Below are 14,047 nucleotides of genomic sequence, written 5' to 3' on the forward strand. Positions count from 1 at the left end.
TCGTTTCGGGATGAGCATTGATAGAGGAACCATGGACGTAGCCGTAGCACCACCAGCAAGTCGCGGTCGACTCGGGTTCAGCCGCAAGGCCAAGGCCTATGTCGCTCTCACGAAGCCGCGGGTTATTGAGCTGCTTTTAGTGACGACGGCGCCCGTGATGATCCTCGCGGAAGGCGGCTGGCCTGACTTCTGGCTTGTGGTCGCCACCCTGATCGGAGGCGCCCTCAGCGCCGGTTCAGCGGGCGCCTTCAACTGTTACATCGACCGGGATATCGACCGGGTGATGAAACGCACCCAGAACCGGCCGTTGGTTACCGGTGATCTGACTGACCGTGAGGCGCTCGTGTTCGCGTGGGTTCTCGGCATCACCGCGATCGCCTGGCTGGCGCTGACCACAAACTGGCTGGCGGCTTCGCTGTCGTTGGCGGCGATCCTGGTGTACGTCTTCGTCTACACCCTGTGGCTGAAGCGCCGAACGGAACAGAACATCATCTGGGGCGGGATCGCAGGCTGTTTCCCCGTGGTCATCGGGTGGGCGGCGGTCACGGGCTCGCTTACCTGGGCACCGATCGTTCTCTTCGCCGTGATTTTTCTGTGGACCCCGCCGCACTATTGGCCGCTTTCGATGAAGTACCGCGACGACTATCAGAGCGCCTCAGTGCCGATGCTCGCCGTGGTTCGTGGCCGCACCGTCGTGGGACTGCAGGTCATCCTCTACGCGTGGGCCACCGTGGCATGTTCGCTACTCCTGATCCCGGTCGCCTCGATGGGCGTGGTCTACACCGTTGTCGCCATCGGTTCCGGTGCCTGGTTCATCTACGAGGCGCATCTCCTGTATGGCAGAACGATTCGCCACCTCGAGGTGAAGCCGATGAGGGTCTTCCACAGCTCGATCACCTATCTCACGCTGGTGTTCGTTGCGGTGGGAGTCGACCCGCTTCTGCCCTTCTAGTTCGACGCGTCAGACGCGGGCCGTGGACGGTTCGGGAATCGATGGAGCCCGCACCAGACGTGCGGTGGAACGCTCAGACAGCACCGTTGCGGTCATCGCGGCGACGAGCACAGCCGCGAGAACCATATGGATTCCGACCAGTATGGCCGGCAGGCCAAGGCGCGCCTGAGTCACGCCAACGACGACCTGAAGCATCTCGACCGCCAGGAGCCCCGAAACCCAGGGCCGGACGGGAACCATCTGAGCGCCCCCGGCGAAGACACCAATGAGGAGGACGACTGTCGCCAGCATGAGCGCGTAGGCGGGCCAGCTGTGCAGGTGCTGCAGTAACTCGGAGTTCAGGCCGTTCCTCGGCGTCTCCGAGTCACCGGCGTGCGGGCCGGATCCGGTGGTGAGGATTCCCAGCAGAACTGTTACGGCAACCAGAAACGATGCGGCGTGCGTAAGCGCTGCAATCCATAGGGGCACACGGCGTTGCGTGCCTCGGGGGCCGCGGTACACGCGATACAGCAGCACCGTGGTGAGTGTAACGAGGCAGATCGACACGACAAAGTGCGCACCGACGATGTATGGATTCAGGCCGGTGAGCACCGTTATGCCACCGAGCACGGCCTGGAGCGGGATCGACAGGCCTTGCAGGAGTGCGAGAACAAAGAGGTCACGACGTTGTGCCCGATAGCGCAGAACCGCCAGGAACATCCCGACTGCCACGACGACCAGCACAAAGGTAAGTAGGCGGTTGCCGAATTCGATAATTCCGTGAACGCCCATCTCCTGCGTTGTGGTGAACGATTCCGCGGTGCACCTGGGCCACGTTGGGCAACCGAGACCGGAGCCGGTCAGGCGCACGGCGCCTCCGGTGCCAATGAGGAGTACCTGCGCGGCCAGCGAAAGCCAGGCGAAGATCCGCACGCGGCGGTCTACACCGCGCGGCAGCCATTGGATCATTGTGTCTATCCAGCGAACCGTCACGAACATCCCATCTTTCCGCTCCGCTCCCGCGGGCAGATCCAGTTTATCGAGCGCCCCGATGCCTTATGGACGCGACGATACAATGGAACCCGACTCATGGCGCGCTCGGGTGGCGGGGTGCGCTGTGCCCAATCTGGCTCTTTGCCGACATATCCCGAGTTTCGGTGATCCTCACTGTAGAATTGGCGGGTTCTTAGAACATGCCCGGGAGCCAACGTAGGCAGCGGGATCACCCACCGCGTGTCCGGCTTGACCAAGCGGGTATTCCACGGCTTCACACATCCAATTCTCGCTGGCGTGCCGTGCCAGGGAATGCCATCGCAACCACACCGGTTGTAGAGGGTAGGAAAGAGGTAATTCATGTCTGACGTTCTTATCGATCGACCCGAACTCAACGCGCTCGGCCAGTACGAGTTCGGCTGGGCCGACTCAGACGTCGCCGGCGCCACAGCCAAACGCGGAATCTCTGAAGCTGTTGTCGCTGACATTTCGCGACTCAAGAGCGAGCCAGAGTCGATGCTGAAAAACCGGCTCAAGGCCCTGTCGATTTTCCGGCGCAAACCGATGCCGACGTGGGGCGCCGACCTTTCTGGCATCGACTTCGACAACATCAAGTACTTTGTGCGCTCTACGGAGAAGCAGGCCCAGACGTGGGAAGACCTCCCCGAAGACATCCGTAACACCTACGAAAAGCTGGGAATTCCCGAGGCTGAGCGCAAGCGCCTCGTCTCGGGTGTCGCGGCCCAGTACGAGTCCGAAGTGGTCTTTCACTCGATCAACGCGGAACTCGAAGCGCAGGGTGTCATCTTTATGGACACCGACACCGCGCTCAAAGAGCACCCCGAGTTCTTTGATGAGTACTTCGGCACCGTCATCCCGTCCGGAGACAACAAGTTCGCCGCGCTGAACACCGCGGTCTGGTCGGGCGGATCATTCGTCTATGTGCCGCCAGGTGTTCACGTTGAGATCCCTCTGCAGGCGTACTTCCGCATCAATACGGAAAACATGGGGCAGTTCGAGCGCACCCTGATCATTGCCGACGAGGGCTCCTACGTTCACTACATTGAGGGCTGCACGGCCCCCATCTACACCAGCGACTCACTGCACTCGGCGGTGGTCGAAATCGTCGTGAAGAAGAACGCCCGCGTTCGCTACACCACGATCCAGAACTGGTCGACAAATGTGTACAACCTCGTGACGAAGCGCGCCATCGCTCATGAGGGCGCAACCATGGAGTGGATCGACGGCAACATCGGTTCCAAGGTGACGATGAAGTACCCGTCCATCTACCTGGTCGGCGAGCACGCAAAGGGCGAGACGCTGTCGGTGGCCTTCGCGGGTCCCGGCCAGCATCAGGACGCCGGCGCGAAGATGATTCACATGGCGCCGTACACCACGTCCTCCATCGTGTCCAAGTCGATTGCCCGAGGGGGCGGCCGCGCTGGTTACCGAGGCGAGGTTCGCGTCGACGAGAAAGCGCACCACTCTGCGAACACCGTTCGATGTGACGCGCTGCTTGTCGATAAGATTTCGCGGTCGGACACCTATCCGGCCATCGACATCCGTGTGGATGATGTGCAACTCGGCCACGAGGCGACGGTGTCCCGCGTCAGCGAAGAGCAATTGTTCTACCTGATGTCGCGCGGTATGCCCGAAGACGAGGCCATGGCGATGATCGTCCGTGGCTTCATCGAACCAATCGCGCGTGAACTTCCGATGGAATACGCACTCGAACTGAACAAGCTCATTGAGATGAGCATGGAAGGATCCGTCGGCTAAATGTCCGCCGTTACATCACCACAGCCGCCTGTGCTCGCCGCCGCTGGGCAGCACGGAAATACCGCACACAGTGACGGGGGCTGGGCACTCGTGCCCGTTCAGACTCGTTCGGAGCGGTTCACTTCGGTCGATCCCGCTGCGTTCGACGCGGTCACGGGCCTCGAAGCGGACTGGAAGTTGACCCCGGTCGCGATAGTGCGTCCACTCATCGACGGAGTGCTTGACGGATCGCCGTACCAGTACTCGTCCACGGAGACTGAGGGCACGTCCCTGGAATGGGTCGACCGCTCAGACGTGCGTGTCGGCGCGGCGGGAATGCCAGAAGAGAAGGCATCCGCAAACGCGTGGAGCACCTTTGAGAAGGCACTGTCGATCACGCTCAGTGGCGAGGAGACCGCCCACGTTACAGTGAACCGCTCCGCGCTGGGCGGCCACGCCCGCGCTGCTCACACGCTGATCACTGCGAAGCCGAACAGCAACGCGACCGTGGTACTGCAGAACTCGGGTTCTGCTCTCCTCAGTGAAAATGTGGAGATCGTCGTCGAGGACGGCGCCAACCTCACGGTCATCAGCGTTCAGGAATGGGACGGCTCTGCGGTCCACCTGGCGAGCCACTTTGCCCGGGTCGGACGTGACGCGCGTCTGAAGCACATCGTCGTTTCTCTCGGCGGAAAGGTGGTGCGGGTCAACCCGTCCGTTCACCTCGTCGAGGCCGGAGCAGACGGTCAGCTCTTCGGCCTGTACTTCGCCGACGCCGGGCAGCACCTTGAGCAGCGGGTGTACGTGCATCACGTCGCACCGAACACCATCAGCAGGGTCAACTACAAAGGTGCGCTCAACGGCGCCGGCGCGCGCACGGTCTGGGTCGGAGACGTTCTCATCGGTCCGGACGCTGCCGGAACCGACTCCTACGAGGCGAACCGCAATCTGGTACTGAGCGAGGGCACCCGCGCGGATTCGATCCCGAACCTGGAGATCGAGTGTGGCGACATCGTTGGGGCCGGCCACGCCAGTGCCACGGGTCGCTTCGATGACGAGCACCTGTTCTACCTGCAGGCACGGGGAATTCCCGAGGACAAGGCGCGTCGCCTCGTCGTGCTTGGCTTCCTCACCGAGATCATCCAGAAGATCGGCAAGGGCGATCTGGAGTCGCGTCTGCTCGAAGCGATCGAGATCGAACTCGGGGGAGTGGCCGCATGAGCACCCCAACGAAGGTCTGCGCCAGCGCCGACCTTGAACCCAACCAGGCTCTGAAAGTCGTCGTAGATGGCGTCGCGATTGCTTTGGTCAAAGACTCAGAAGGCGCTATTCACGCGCTCGGGGATACCTGCACCCACGGAGACATCTCGTTGTCCGAAGGTTTCGTCGAGGACGATGCGCTCGAGTGCTGGGCCCATGGGTCCAAGTTCTCCCTTCGCTCGGGAAAACCGATGAACCTACCCGCGTACGAGCCGGTGCCCGTGTTTGTGGTCACCCTCGTCGACGGCGACGTCTATCTCGATCCCAGCGTGACGGTGCCGACCAGCGACACGGTCGCCGGCTAACTTCCGATCCGGCCACCGCGAATTCCCTAACTTTCCAATCGACTAGGAAACTGTTTTTATGTCAACACTTGTTATCAATGACCTTCACGTGAGTGTCGAGACCGATCAGGGCACCAAGCACATCCTCAAGGGCGTCGACCTGACGCTCGAGCAGGGATCGATCCACGCGATCATGGGTCCGAACGGCTCAGGCAAGTCGACGCTTGCGTACACCATCGCCGGCCACCCGAAGTATCACGTCGAGAGTGGTTCGGTGAAGCTGGACGGCGAAGAGGTGCTCGACATGTCCGTGGACGCTCGCGCCCGCGCCGGGATCTTCCTCGCGATGCAGTACCCGGTGGAGATCCCCGGCGTGACGGTGTCGAACTTCCTCCGCACCGCGAAGACGGCCATCGACGGCGAAGCGCCTGCCCTGCGTCCGTGGCTGAAAGAGATCCGCGGCTCGATGGAAGCGCTTCGCATGGACAAGACGTTCGCCGAGCGCAATGTGAACGAGGGGTTCTCCGGTGGTGAAAAGAAGCGCCACGAGATCCTTCAGCTCGAGCTGTTGAAGCCGCGTTTCGCCGTTCTTGACGAAACCGATTCTGGGCTGGATGTCGATGCGCTCAAGATCGTCTCAGAGGGTGTCAACCGCGCCAAGGCAAACACGGGCCTCGGTGTACTGCTGATCACGCACTACACCCGCATCCTGCGTTACATCCACCCCGACTTCGTGCACGTCTTCGTCGACGGTCGCGTGGCGGAAGAAGGCGGACCGGAGCTTGCCGACCGCCTTGAGAACGAGGGCTACGATCGCTATCTCACGGGTACGAGCGTAGGTTAGGGCCATGGCTACAGCTCTTGCTCCGGCGCTCTTCGATCAGGTCGAAGAAGCCTTGAAGGACGTGATGGATCCCGAACTCGGGATCAACATCGTGGACCTCGGCCTGATTTACGATCTTTCGTGGGATGAGGACAACAACGCGCTTCTCATCAGCATGACGTTGACTTCGGCGGGCTGCCCGCTCACCGACGTTCTCGAGGAGCAGACCGCCCAGTCGCTCGACGGAATCGTCGACGCATTTCGGATCAACTGGGTATGGATGCCGCCGTGGGGGCCGGAGAAAATCACGGACGACGGCCGCGACATGATGCGCGCACTCGGCTTCTCGATGTAGGACAAGAGTTCACTGCGCTACTGCCAGCTGTGAGCGGCTTCCCTCGCGGAATCGTCGACTATGTTTCAGACACGGGGGAGACGGATGGGATTGTCCGGCACTGATCGCGATCGCGGTCGACAACGGGACAGGCTGGTGCAATCCGTTGCGCAGTCGCAGCTTCTTGTGTCCGCGTCGGTGTTGCTTCTGGCCGCGTTCGCCCTCGTCGTACGTCCCCATGCGCTGGGGCTACCGCTGTTTTTCGGCGGCATCGGACTGGTCTTTGTAGCGACGGGCCTGGCCGTACTCGTCCCCTGGTCCCTGGCAAATAAGCGATGGGCGGCGGCGCTCCCGCTGCTGGACCTGGTGGCAATCGCGCTGATGCAGGCGGCGGCGCCCGAGCTGTCTGCTGAATTGTTTCTGGTCTTCCCCGTGCTGTGGCTGGCACGGAACTTCCGGCTGTTCGGGGCCATCGGCGGGGTGACCGTGGCGACGCTGCTCCTGTGGGGCGGTTGGGCGATCAGCGGGCGTGCGATAGCGGTCGCGGACTTTCCGACGCTCGTGCTCCTGCCCCTCACGCTCGCCTTTATCTCGGCCACGACCTATGCAACCAGCCGGCGGACCACCGGACAGCGCCTGCTTCTGCGGTCCCAGGTACTGCTGACCGAGGCAGCGTTCGCTCGAGCCCGCGCGCAGGAGCGCAGCCTCGAGGACATCCTCAACGCTGTCGAGTTTGGTGTGCTCGCGTTCGACCGGGCGGGACGGGTCACTCTGGTGAACGAGTCCCATCGTCGGTCGCTGGCCGAGTTCGGGGCGGCACGGGACGCCTTTGTGCATCCCATCGCCTACCAATATGACGGTCTGACGCCGTTTACCGAGGAGGCGCGGCCGTTCTCGCGTGCGCTGAACGGGCAAAGCTTCGAGAACGTCATCATCTGGACGGGCGAGCCCGGCGACAAGCGGGTGGCATTTTCGGTCACGTCCCGCATGCTGACGACCGTCGACGGGGAGCCGGACGGCGGGATCGTGGTGTTGCGGGATGTCACGGCGGAACTCGAGGCGATTAAGGCACGTGACAGCCTGCTCGCGTCGGTCTCGCATGAACTGCGAACGCCGCTGACATCCATCCTCGGTTATCTCGAGCTTGCTCTCGACGACGAGCGCGTCGCCCCGGAAACCCTCCGGATGGTGGACATAGCGCACCGCAATTCCGAGCGGCTGTTGTCGCTCGTGACAGACCTGCTGAACGCGGCGAGCGACGCGGATGAGGCTCTCTCGATGCGTTTTCAGCACTGCAGCATCGCGGAGATAGTTGAGCAGGCTCTCGACGACCAACGGGCAGTGGCCAACCTCAGCGGAATCCGCCTGCGCGGGTCCATTAGCGACCGTGGACCAGCGAGCGCTGATCCGCTGCGGATCCGCCAAGTTATCGACAATCTCCTCAGCAACGCCATCAAGTACAACCGCCCCGGCGGCGAAGTCGTGATTGCGGTCGAGACCGTTGATGCGTCGATCCGTGTCACGGTGAGCGACACCGGAGTGGGTTTGTCCCAGGACGAAATCAGCCATCTGTTCGACCGGTTCTACCGAACGGAGTCGGCGCGCCTGTCTTCCGTCGCAGGATCGGGGCTCGGTTTGGGAATAACCCGCGACATTGTCCGACAGCACGGGGGAGAGTTGGGAGTGAGCAGCCAGCTGGGTGTGGGAACAACTTTCGCGATGAGCCTGCCCACCGCACGTCCCACGGCCGTCGCCTCGCGCTCGGCGCTCCGCGCCCCAACCCCCGTCGACTAAACGTCGCATGACTGAGGTACCCCCATGGTGATTGATACCCAGACACTGCTCCTCGCGCAGGGCGCCGTCGTCGCCATTTGCGGCGTGGCATTCATTCTCAACAACATTTTGCGGCGGAACGACAAGGTTGGGCGCACCTGGAGTATCGCCTTCGTTACGGGCATCCTCACCGCCCTCGCCTACGCAGTCTGGTCGGTGGTTCCCGGAGCGTGGTGGGCAAATGCGATTGGAAATGCCGGCGTCGTCCTCTCGTTGGGCACAATGTGGTCTGGTTGCCGTCAGTACAACGACAGAAGCTCGACGATCGGTGTCGTGTTGGCCGGGACCGGCGTCGTCGCGCTAGCCGCCCTGCTGCCCGGTCCGGAGGGGGGAGACTGGGCGGGATCCTGGGCGGAATTTGTCGCGGCCTCCGTCTTCGCGGGCCTTGCCGGCGTTGAGAGCATGCGGTTCCGGATGAGGCGCAGCGTGACCGCCCGGATGCTCGCGGTCGTATTCTGGGGCGTCGGTGGGTACTTTGCGCTGAGGACCGTTGTTTTTCTTATCGACGGCGAAACCGGACCGGTCTTCCTCGGGTACTTTGGCACGATCCCGACAACCTTCGTAAGTATCGCCCTGGTGACGCTCGCGGCGGTGTCGATGTCGGTCCTGACGACGAACCGGGCGGCGCGGGGCGCACTCGACCTGGCATCGGCGGACGGTCCGCGCCTGCCCGGCGTGCTGTCTGCATCCCAGTTCGACCAGCACGCCGAAGCCTGGCTGTTCCGCGCGCAGCGCGATCGCGACCCGCTCGTCTTGCTCCTGGTCGACATCGCCAACCTCGACCACATGAACACCGCATTTGGGCGCTCCTATGGCGACGAGGCGATTCGCGCCGTGGCGCGCATCTGCGTGAGTACACTGCCGTCGGCGGCGATCGTCGGCCACCGCGGGGGAAAGAGCTTCGCGATCCTGACTACGGCGCCCGCCGTGGGCGATGCGGTGGCTGTCGCAGAGCGCCTGTACACAGCGCTGGTGGAAAGCCCGATCGATCCGGTCGAGGGCATCCGTGCGGCGGCAGCGTGCGGGATCGCGAGTACGCGTGCGAGCGGGTACGCCTACGGTGTGCTTCAGTCGCAGGCGGCTGCCGCGCTCGCCTCAGCGATTGAAGCGGGTTCTGGGGCTATCCGATTGGCCGACCCCGCGACATCCGCCTCACCGCAATAAAAGGCTGGGCTCGCCGTTAGCCTTCAGCGGGCTCTGTTGCGAGTGCGATGGTGAGCGTGTCCGCTGCGGTCTGCTTGGCGTATTCGGTCGACGTCGGAGTGGTCTGCAGCAGCAGTTCATACGTGAAAGACAGTGTCAGCGAGGTGGCTGTTTCATCGACAGCGGGCAGGATAAAGGTCTGGTTGTAGGTGTACGGGTCTTTCATCGGGTAGCCAGGAGACACTGTTGCCAGGTCGCTGATGGTGGGGGGAGCGGCAAGCGGCCCCAGCGGACCGTTGACTCCGACGACCAACGAGACCCGGGAGATGTAGATCTGCTGCCCGTCGTCGGTCAGCAGGGAGCCTTTGAGGTTGAACGTCAGCGGTTTGTTCGCCGCGGCCGTCCACTTATCCATCGTCAGGGTCGAGTAGTAATCGACACTCAGGGCGATCGCGCCCGCGGACAGCGACCGCTGCACGGACCCGGTAGCGAGGTCGTTGACGATCACTTCAATCGGCGCGGGAGAGGTGGCCACGGGTGTCGGAGTGGGCGTGGCGGAAGACTCGGTCCACGGCGGCGCACCGCATGCCGTGAGGCTGCTGACAGCGACCAATGCAACAGCCGCCCACGAGACTATTCTGGTCGTTCTGAGTGCGCGCATGGTCCCCATTTTCTCAGGCGTCAGGCCGATGATGCTCGATGGCGCCAGCGGAAACTGAGCTTCTTGAGCAAAACCTGAGGCAAATCTGACCGAAGGTCGCGCCGATCCTGAGCGATGTACTGCAGACTGACTCTAACAACACGCGCGGTGGCTCATTTACTGCTCGTTATGACTTGAGGAAGTGGGCTGCTATGTCCCCGATCGGCGACGGCTACGTGAGTTCGAATCCCATAGAGAGCAGGATGGACGAGCTGACCCGCGAGTTCATCGAGTCCGTCGACGCCCTTCCGACCTACCGTCCGACCATTGGCTGCGTGATCCCCGCGTACAACGAGGCGGAGTCCATCGCTGCCGTGCTCGACTCGCTTCTCGCGCAGACCCGGCTCCCCGACATCATCCACGTCATCGTCAATAACACCACGGACGACACCGTCAAGATCGCGAGCGCCTACGCGGGCCCGCACGTGCGTGAGATCAACGGCGAGGAACAGTTCACCGAGATCTACGTGCATGACATCGGCAAGAACCGCGACAAAAAGGTGGGTGCGCTCAACTACGGATTCACACTCGTCGAGGGCGCCGACTACCTGCTCGGTGTCGATGGTGACACCACGGCTGCAACCACCGCGGTGGAGCATCTCGAGGCCGAGATCGCGTCGGACACGCGCATCGGTGGCATCTCCGCCATCTTCAGCATCGATGACACCAAGATCACCGGGCTCATCCCCTCATTCCTGATCACCGGCCAGCGCACGCAGTTCGCGGCGTTCAACATGCAGAACATGCTCCGCGGGCGCAACATGGCCGTTCTCGGCGGCCAGTTCTCGATCTTCTCGATCGAAGCGCTGCGTCGGGCGATGGAAGAGAACCACCAGTCGACCCCCTGGGTGAAAGACAGCGAAGTAGAAGACTCGTTGCTCTCACTGCAAATCAAGAGCGCGGGATATCTCACCAAGATCAGTGCGCAGGCGCGCGCGGACGTGGGCGGTATGACGACGCTCCGGGGCCTGGATGCCCAGCAGGTGAAGTGGAACTTCGGCGCGATCGAGCTGATGTGGCCGGGTCAGCGTGGAGACACCAAGGGGCAGCCCTTCCACCCCAACCTGCGTTTGCGCTGGTTGGAGAACTTCTCCATGCTGGTCAACGCATTCACCCGGGTGTTTTTCGTGGTGTTGCTCGTGGCGTCGCTCTCGTTCGGCGCGTTCGTCTTCAGCCCCGTCTGGCTCATCCCGCCGTTGATCGCGGTGCTGCTCAACCTTCGGATCGCGCTGTCGATGAAGAATCGACGGGGACGGGATATTGCATTCGCGGTGCTGGTGTTCCCCGCAGAGATCTACATGTGGGTTCGCCTCGGCCACTTCCTGCGGGCGTGGACCAAGTTCCTCAGCCGCAAGCAGACCGACAACTGGGCAGCGCAAGCAAAAGCGGAACGTGGTTCGGGAAACGGCTATCTCGCCCCCCTGCTGGTGCTCGTGCTCGTCTTTGCCGTGATGGTCTTCGGATGGTTCCAGCTCGACGCCACTATGAAGTCCGTGATCCTCTGGATTGGGTGGCCGATTCTCGGAATCATCACGGCCCTGCAGACCCTGACCATGTTCTCGAAGCTCTTCCAGCGCCACCGCGGCTACAAAGTCTGACCCGGTAGGCCCGCCGATCACCTTGGAGTGAGCCGGTGGGCGCCCGCGGGGGAGGCCCTGCTGGCTTCGGAGTGACCAGGTGGGCGCCCATGAGCGAGGCCTGCTGGCCTCGTACGGAGCGGTTGGGGGCCGGCGGGAAGCCAGCGCGCGGGGCTAGTCGCTGTCGACGGCGGTCAGCCGGTAACCGACGCCGCGAACGGTTTCGATCCAGCGCGGGGATGCGATGCTGTCGGACAGCTTCTTGCGAAGGTTGCCCATATGCACTTCAATGGCCCGCTTATCGGCCTCGCCGATGAAGTGACTCGTGACGTAGCTCTCGCCGCGGAGCAGGAGGGCGAGATCGGCCTTGGTGCGTACTCGCCGAGTGGACTCCATCAGCGCTGCCAGCAGGTCGAACTCGCTGCGCGTAAGGTCGATTTCCTTCGGGCCGACCTTCACCACCCGGGTTTCGATGTTGAGCCAGAGGTCGTTGTGTTCCATCCACCCTGAACCGGCGGGAGTGGCGGCCGGATTGAATGGCTCCAACGCGGTAGAGGGCGCAACCGGAGGGGCCACCGGAGCCGCGGGCCGGGCCTCGGTCGGTGCGGCGGCCGGGGAGTAGATCGGGTCGGCGGCAGCCGGCGCATACGCGGGAGCTGCGGCTATCGGCGCAGCCAGTGGCTCCGCGGTGACGGGCGCGGGCACGACCGGGGAGGCCAGTCCGGGTGCGGCGACGAGCGCAACAGCGGGCGCTGCGACGGGGGGAACGGATGCCGCGTCGCCGACCATGCGCGGACGCCGCAGCATCGCCTCGATACGAGCGCGCAGCTCGCGCGGTCGGAACGGCTTGTTGATGTAGTCGTCTGCGCCAGCGTCGAGCCCTTGAAGGGTGTCGATTTCCTCCGAGAGGGCCGTCAACATCACGATGTACGTCGAGCTGAAGGCGCGGATGCGCCGCGCTGCCTCAAAGCCGTCCATGCCGGGCATGTTGACGTCGAGCGTGGTGACCACCGGCTCGTACCGGCGCACCGCGTCGATGCCGTCCTGGCCGTTGCTTGTGGCGATCACCTGAAAGCCCGCCTGGGTGAGAACAGTGTCAAGCAGGTGACGGATATCGTCGTCGTCCTCGATGATCACTGCTACACGCGTTTCGCCCCCGGTATCCATGGGCATGATCGTATCAAGTCTTGGACCTTGGCGAGAGTGAAACGCCTTCACCTCTCGAAACACCGTCCCATCGGTGTTTTTAGGACGCCCGGACCAACGCCAACGCCCCTGCCTGCCACCATTCACCCGCGGCGGGTCCGCCGTTGCATTTGCCGTCGCTCTCACCCGGATTCTTGATCCAGAGGTTCCCGTCATACGCCCCGCCGTCCTCCACCGCGCCCGGCGTGTCGCCGAGGGCACGGCCGGACGGGTTGCACCATTCCGCCGACGACGTCGAGCCATTGCCGTTGCGCGAAGTGTCGATGACGTAGTGGGCGTTTCCGGTCAGCGAACTCAACTCGTTCGCGTAGGCCACTTCTGATGCGGTGTCGTTGAAATTCGACGTGTTGCTGGCGAAACCCTGCACCTTGTCGATACCGGCGCTGCGAAGGATGCCGGCCATCGTCTGCGCGTCGAGCCACGACGAGTGCCCACCATCGAGATAGATTGCCGGACCCGGAGCGTCGATGAACAGGTTCGTGTCCACCAGTCTGCTGGCCGCGTCACGGACTTGCTCGACCCGCTGGGTCAAGTTGCCGCACTCCGTCGCCAGCGAGAGGGAGTCGGGCTCAAGGATGACGACGCTCGCGTGGTTGAGGAGCCCGGTTCCGATCGCCGAGACCCACGCCGGGTACTCTTCCGCACTCAGTCCACCTGCGGATTCGCTTTGGCAGTCCCGGTCCGGGATGCCGTAGACCACGAATACCGGAGTTGTGTTCTCGGCCTCTGCGGCGAGTGCAACCGAATCGACGAACGCGGCGACCTTGTCGGTGGGGTGAACTTCAGGGAGCACCCAGATGGCCGCGGGTGTGTTTGCGATCTCCGCGATGGCGGCGGCGTCCGCTGAATTCCCCGATTGTGCGGCGAGAGAGGCGGATGATTCGGGGTAGACGTAAAGCTGCTGCCCGCTCAGCGGGTTACTCTCACCGATTCGTGGCACGACGACCACCACGGCCCAGACCGCGACCGCGACCAGAGAAAGAAAGCTCACTATTGCGACCGCGACTAGGCGTTTCTTTCGTGGCGACTGTGACGCCATTACTGTCCCCCATGGATTCTCCGGTGTGCTTCAAAGATAGCTAACCCCGGCTGTGAGCAACCGCCGGTAACGGCGCGACACGTCAATGTGCGGCCGAGCGAAGTAGACTAGCTGGCTGACCCCCTCAAATTCTGTGTGTGCAAACACGCCCCGACGAACTGGACCG

13 protein-coding genes are annotated in these 14,047 nt (G+C 63.0%); 9 read left to right on the forward strand and 4 right to left on the reverse strand.

Annotated features, from left to right (window positions below):
* Window positions 1–31 precede the first annotated feature (31 nt).
* A complete protein-coding gene (locus tag B0I08_RS02830) occupies window positions 32–952 on the forward strand; it encodes a heme o synthase (RefSeq protein ID WP_106209573.1) in 921 nt (306 codons plus the stop codon).
* Between the two features lie 9 nt (window positions 953–961).
* Here the strand turns inward: B0I08_RS02830 and B0I08_RS02835 are convergent, their stop codons facing one another.
* Window positions 962–1,900 (reverse strand): COX15/CtaA family protein, encoded by a 939-nt coding sequence (locus tag B0I08_RS02835; protein ID WP_245884465.1) that lies wholly within the window; start codon window positions 1,898–1,900, stop codon window positions 962–964.
* A 384-nt stretch (window positions 1,901–2,284) separates the two neighbouring features.
* Between B0I08_RS02835 and sufB the strand changes: the two genes are divergently transcribed.
* The 7 genes from sufB to B0I08_RS02870 all read left to right on the forward strand — a co-directional run bounded on the left by sufB (window position 2,285) and on the right by B0I08_RS02870 (window position 9,380).
* Entirely contained in the window at window positions 2,285–3,703 is a 1,419-nt protein-coding gene (gene sufB / locus B0I08_RS02840) for a Fe-S cluster assembly protein SufB (protein WP_106209575.1), read from the forward strand.
* Window positions 3,704–4,903 (forward strand): Fe-S cluster assembly protein SufD, encoded by a 1,200-nt coding sequence (sufD, locus tag B0I08_RS02845; protein WP_106209577.1) that lies wholly within the window; start codon window positions 3,704–3,706, stop codon window positions 4,901–4,903.
* Complete coding sequence (locus B0I08_RS02850; RefSeq protein ID WP_106209579.1) at window positions 4,900–5,247, forward strand: non-heme iron oxygenase ferredoxin subunit; 348 nt, start codon at window positions 4,900–4,902, stop codon at window positions 5,245–5,247. The genes sufD and B0I08_RS02850 overlap by 4 nt, the downstream gene beginning before the upstream one ends.
* A 58-nt stretch (window positions 5,248–5,305) precedes the next feature.
* Window positions 5,306–6,070, forward strand: a complete 765-nt coding sequence (sufC, locus tag B0I08_RS02855) for a Fe-S cluster assembly ATPase SufC (RefSeq protein WP_106209581.1) — start codon at window positions 5,306–5,308, stop codon at window positions 6,068–6,070.
* A 4-nt stretch (window positions 6,071–6,074) separates the two neighbouring features.
* Entirely contained in the window at window positions 6,075–6,404 is a 330-nt protein-coding gene (locus B0I08_RS02860) for a metal-sulfur cluster assembly factor (protein ID WP_106209583.1), read from the forward strand.
* Window positions 6,405–6,539: 135 nt separating this feature from the next.
* On the forward strand, window positions 6,540–8,177 hold the full coding sequence (locus tag B0I08_RS02865) for a sensor histidine kinase (protein ID WP_181243144.1): 1,638 nt from the start codon (window positions 6,540–6,542) through the stop codon (window positions 8,175–8,177).
* 24 nt (window positions 8,178–8,201) lie between these two features.
* The gene (locus B0I08_RS02870) at window positions 8,202–9,380 is read left to right on the forward strand and encodes a GGDEF domain-containing protein (protein WP_106209587.1); all 1,179 of its coding nucleotides are present in this window, start codon (window positions 8,202–8,204) and stop codon (window positions 9,378–9,380) included.
* Between the two features lie 16 nt (window positions 9,381–9,396).
* Here the strand turns inward: B0I08_RS02870 and B0I08_RS02875 are convergent, their stop codons facing one another.
* Window positions 9,397–10,020 (reverse strand): hypothetical protein, encoded by a 624-nt coding sequence (locus tag B0I08_RS02875; protein WP_146134298.1) that lies wholly within the window; start codon window positions 10,018–10,020, stop codon window positions 9,397–9,399.
* A gap of 191 nt (window positions 10,021–10,211) precedes the next feature.
* On the opposite strand from B0I08_RS02875, the gene B0I08_RS02885 reads away from it, so the two are divergent.
* Complete coding sequence (locus B0I08_RS02885; RefSeq protein ID WP_106209593.1) at window positions 10,212–11,657, forward strand: glycosyltransferase family 2 protein; 1,446 nt, start codon at window positions 10,212–10,214, stop codon at window positions 11,655–11,657.
* A 153-nt stretch (window positions 11,658–11,810) separates the two neighbouring features.
* Here the strand turns inward: B0I08_RS02885 and B0I08_RS02890 are convergent, their stop codons facing one another.
* Together B0I08_RS02890 and B0I08_RS02895 are read right to left on the reverse strand one after the other, a co-directional pair.
* The gene (locus tag B0I08_RS02890; RefSeq protein WP_181243146.1) at window positions 11,811–12,803 is read right to left on the reverse strand and encodes a response regulator transcription factor; all 993 of its coding nucleotides are present in this window, start codon (window positions 12,801–12,803) and stop codon (window positions 11,811–11,813) included.
* 79 nt (window positions 12,804–12,882) lie between these two features.
* The gene (locus tag B0I08_RS02895; RefSeq protein ID WP_181243148.1) at window positions 12,883–13,833 is read right to left on the reverse strand and encodes a glycoside hydrolase family 6 protein; all 951 of its coding nucleotides are present in this window, start codon (window positions 13,831–13,833) and stop codon (window positions 12,883–12,885) included.
* Between the last annotated feature and the right edge of the window lie 214 nt (window positions 13,834–14,047).

It is taken from the genome of Glaciihabitans tibetensis (assembly GCF_003003265.1).
Classification (GTDB): domain Bacteria; phylum Actinomycetota; class Actinomycetes; order Actinomycetales; family Microbacteriaceae; genus Glaciihabitans; species Glaciihabitans tibetensis.

What these genes read in the sequence shown, in the direction of transcription:
- sufD (WP_106209577.1), top strand. Translation starts at nt 3,704, where the DNA reads ATGTCCGCCGTTACATCACCACAGCCGCCTGTGCTCGCCGCCGCTGGG.
- B0I08_RS02860 (WP_106209583.1), top strand. Translation starts at nt 6,075, where the DNA reads ATGGCTACAGCTCTTGCTCCGGCGCTCTTCGATCAGGTCGAAGAAGCC.
- B0I08_RS02870 (WP_106209587.1), top strand. Translation starts at nt 8,202, where the DNA reads ATGGTGATTGATACCCAGACACTGCTCCTCGCGCAGGGCGCCGTCGTC.
- B0I08_RS02890 (WP_181243146.1), bottom strand. Translation starts at nt 12,803, where the DNA reads ATGGATACCGGGGGCGAAACGCGTGTAGCAGTGATCATCGAGGACGAC.
- B0I08_RS02830 (WP_106209573.1), top strand. Translation starts at nt 32, where the DNA reads ATGGACGTAGCCGTAGCACCACCAGCAAGTCGCGGTCGACTCGGGTTC.
- B0I08_RS02885 (WP_106209593.1), top strand. Translation starts at nt 10,212, where the DNA reads ATGTCCCCGATCGGCGACGGCTACGTGAGTTCGAATCCCATAGAGAGC.
- B0I08_RS02850 (WP_106209579.1), top strand. Translation starts at nt 4,900, where the DNA reads ATGAGCACCCCAACGAAGGTCTGCGCCAGCGCCGACCTTGAACCCAAC.
- B0I08_RS02875 (WP_146134298.1), bottom strand. Translation starts at nt 10,020, where the DNA reads ATGCGCGCACTCAGAACGACCAGAATAGTCTCGTGGGCGGCTGTTGCA.
- sufB (WP_106209575.1), top strand. Translation starts at nt 2,285, where the DNA reads ATGTCTGACGTTCTTATCGATCGACCCGAACTCAACGCGCTCGGCCAG.
- B0I08_RS02835 (WP_245884465.1), bottom strand. Translation starts at nt 1,900, where the DNA reads ATGATCCAATGGCTGCCGCGCGGTGTAGACCGCCGCGTGCGGATCTTC.
- sufC (WP_106209581.1), top strand. Translation starts at nt 5,306, where the DNA reads ATGTCAACACTTGTTATCAATGACCTTCACGTGAGTGTCGAGACCGAT.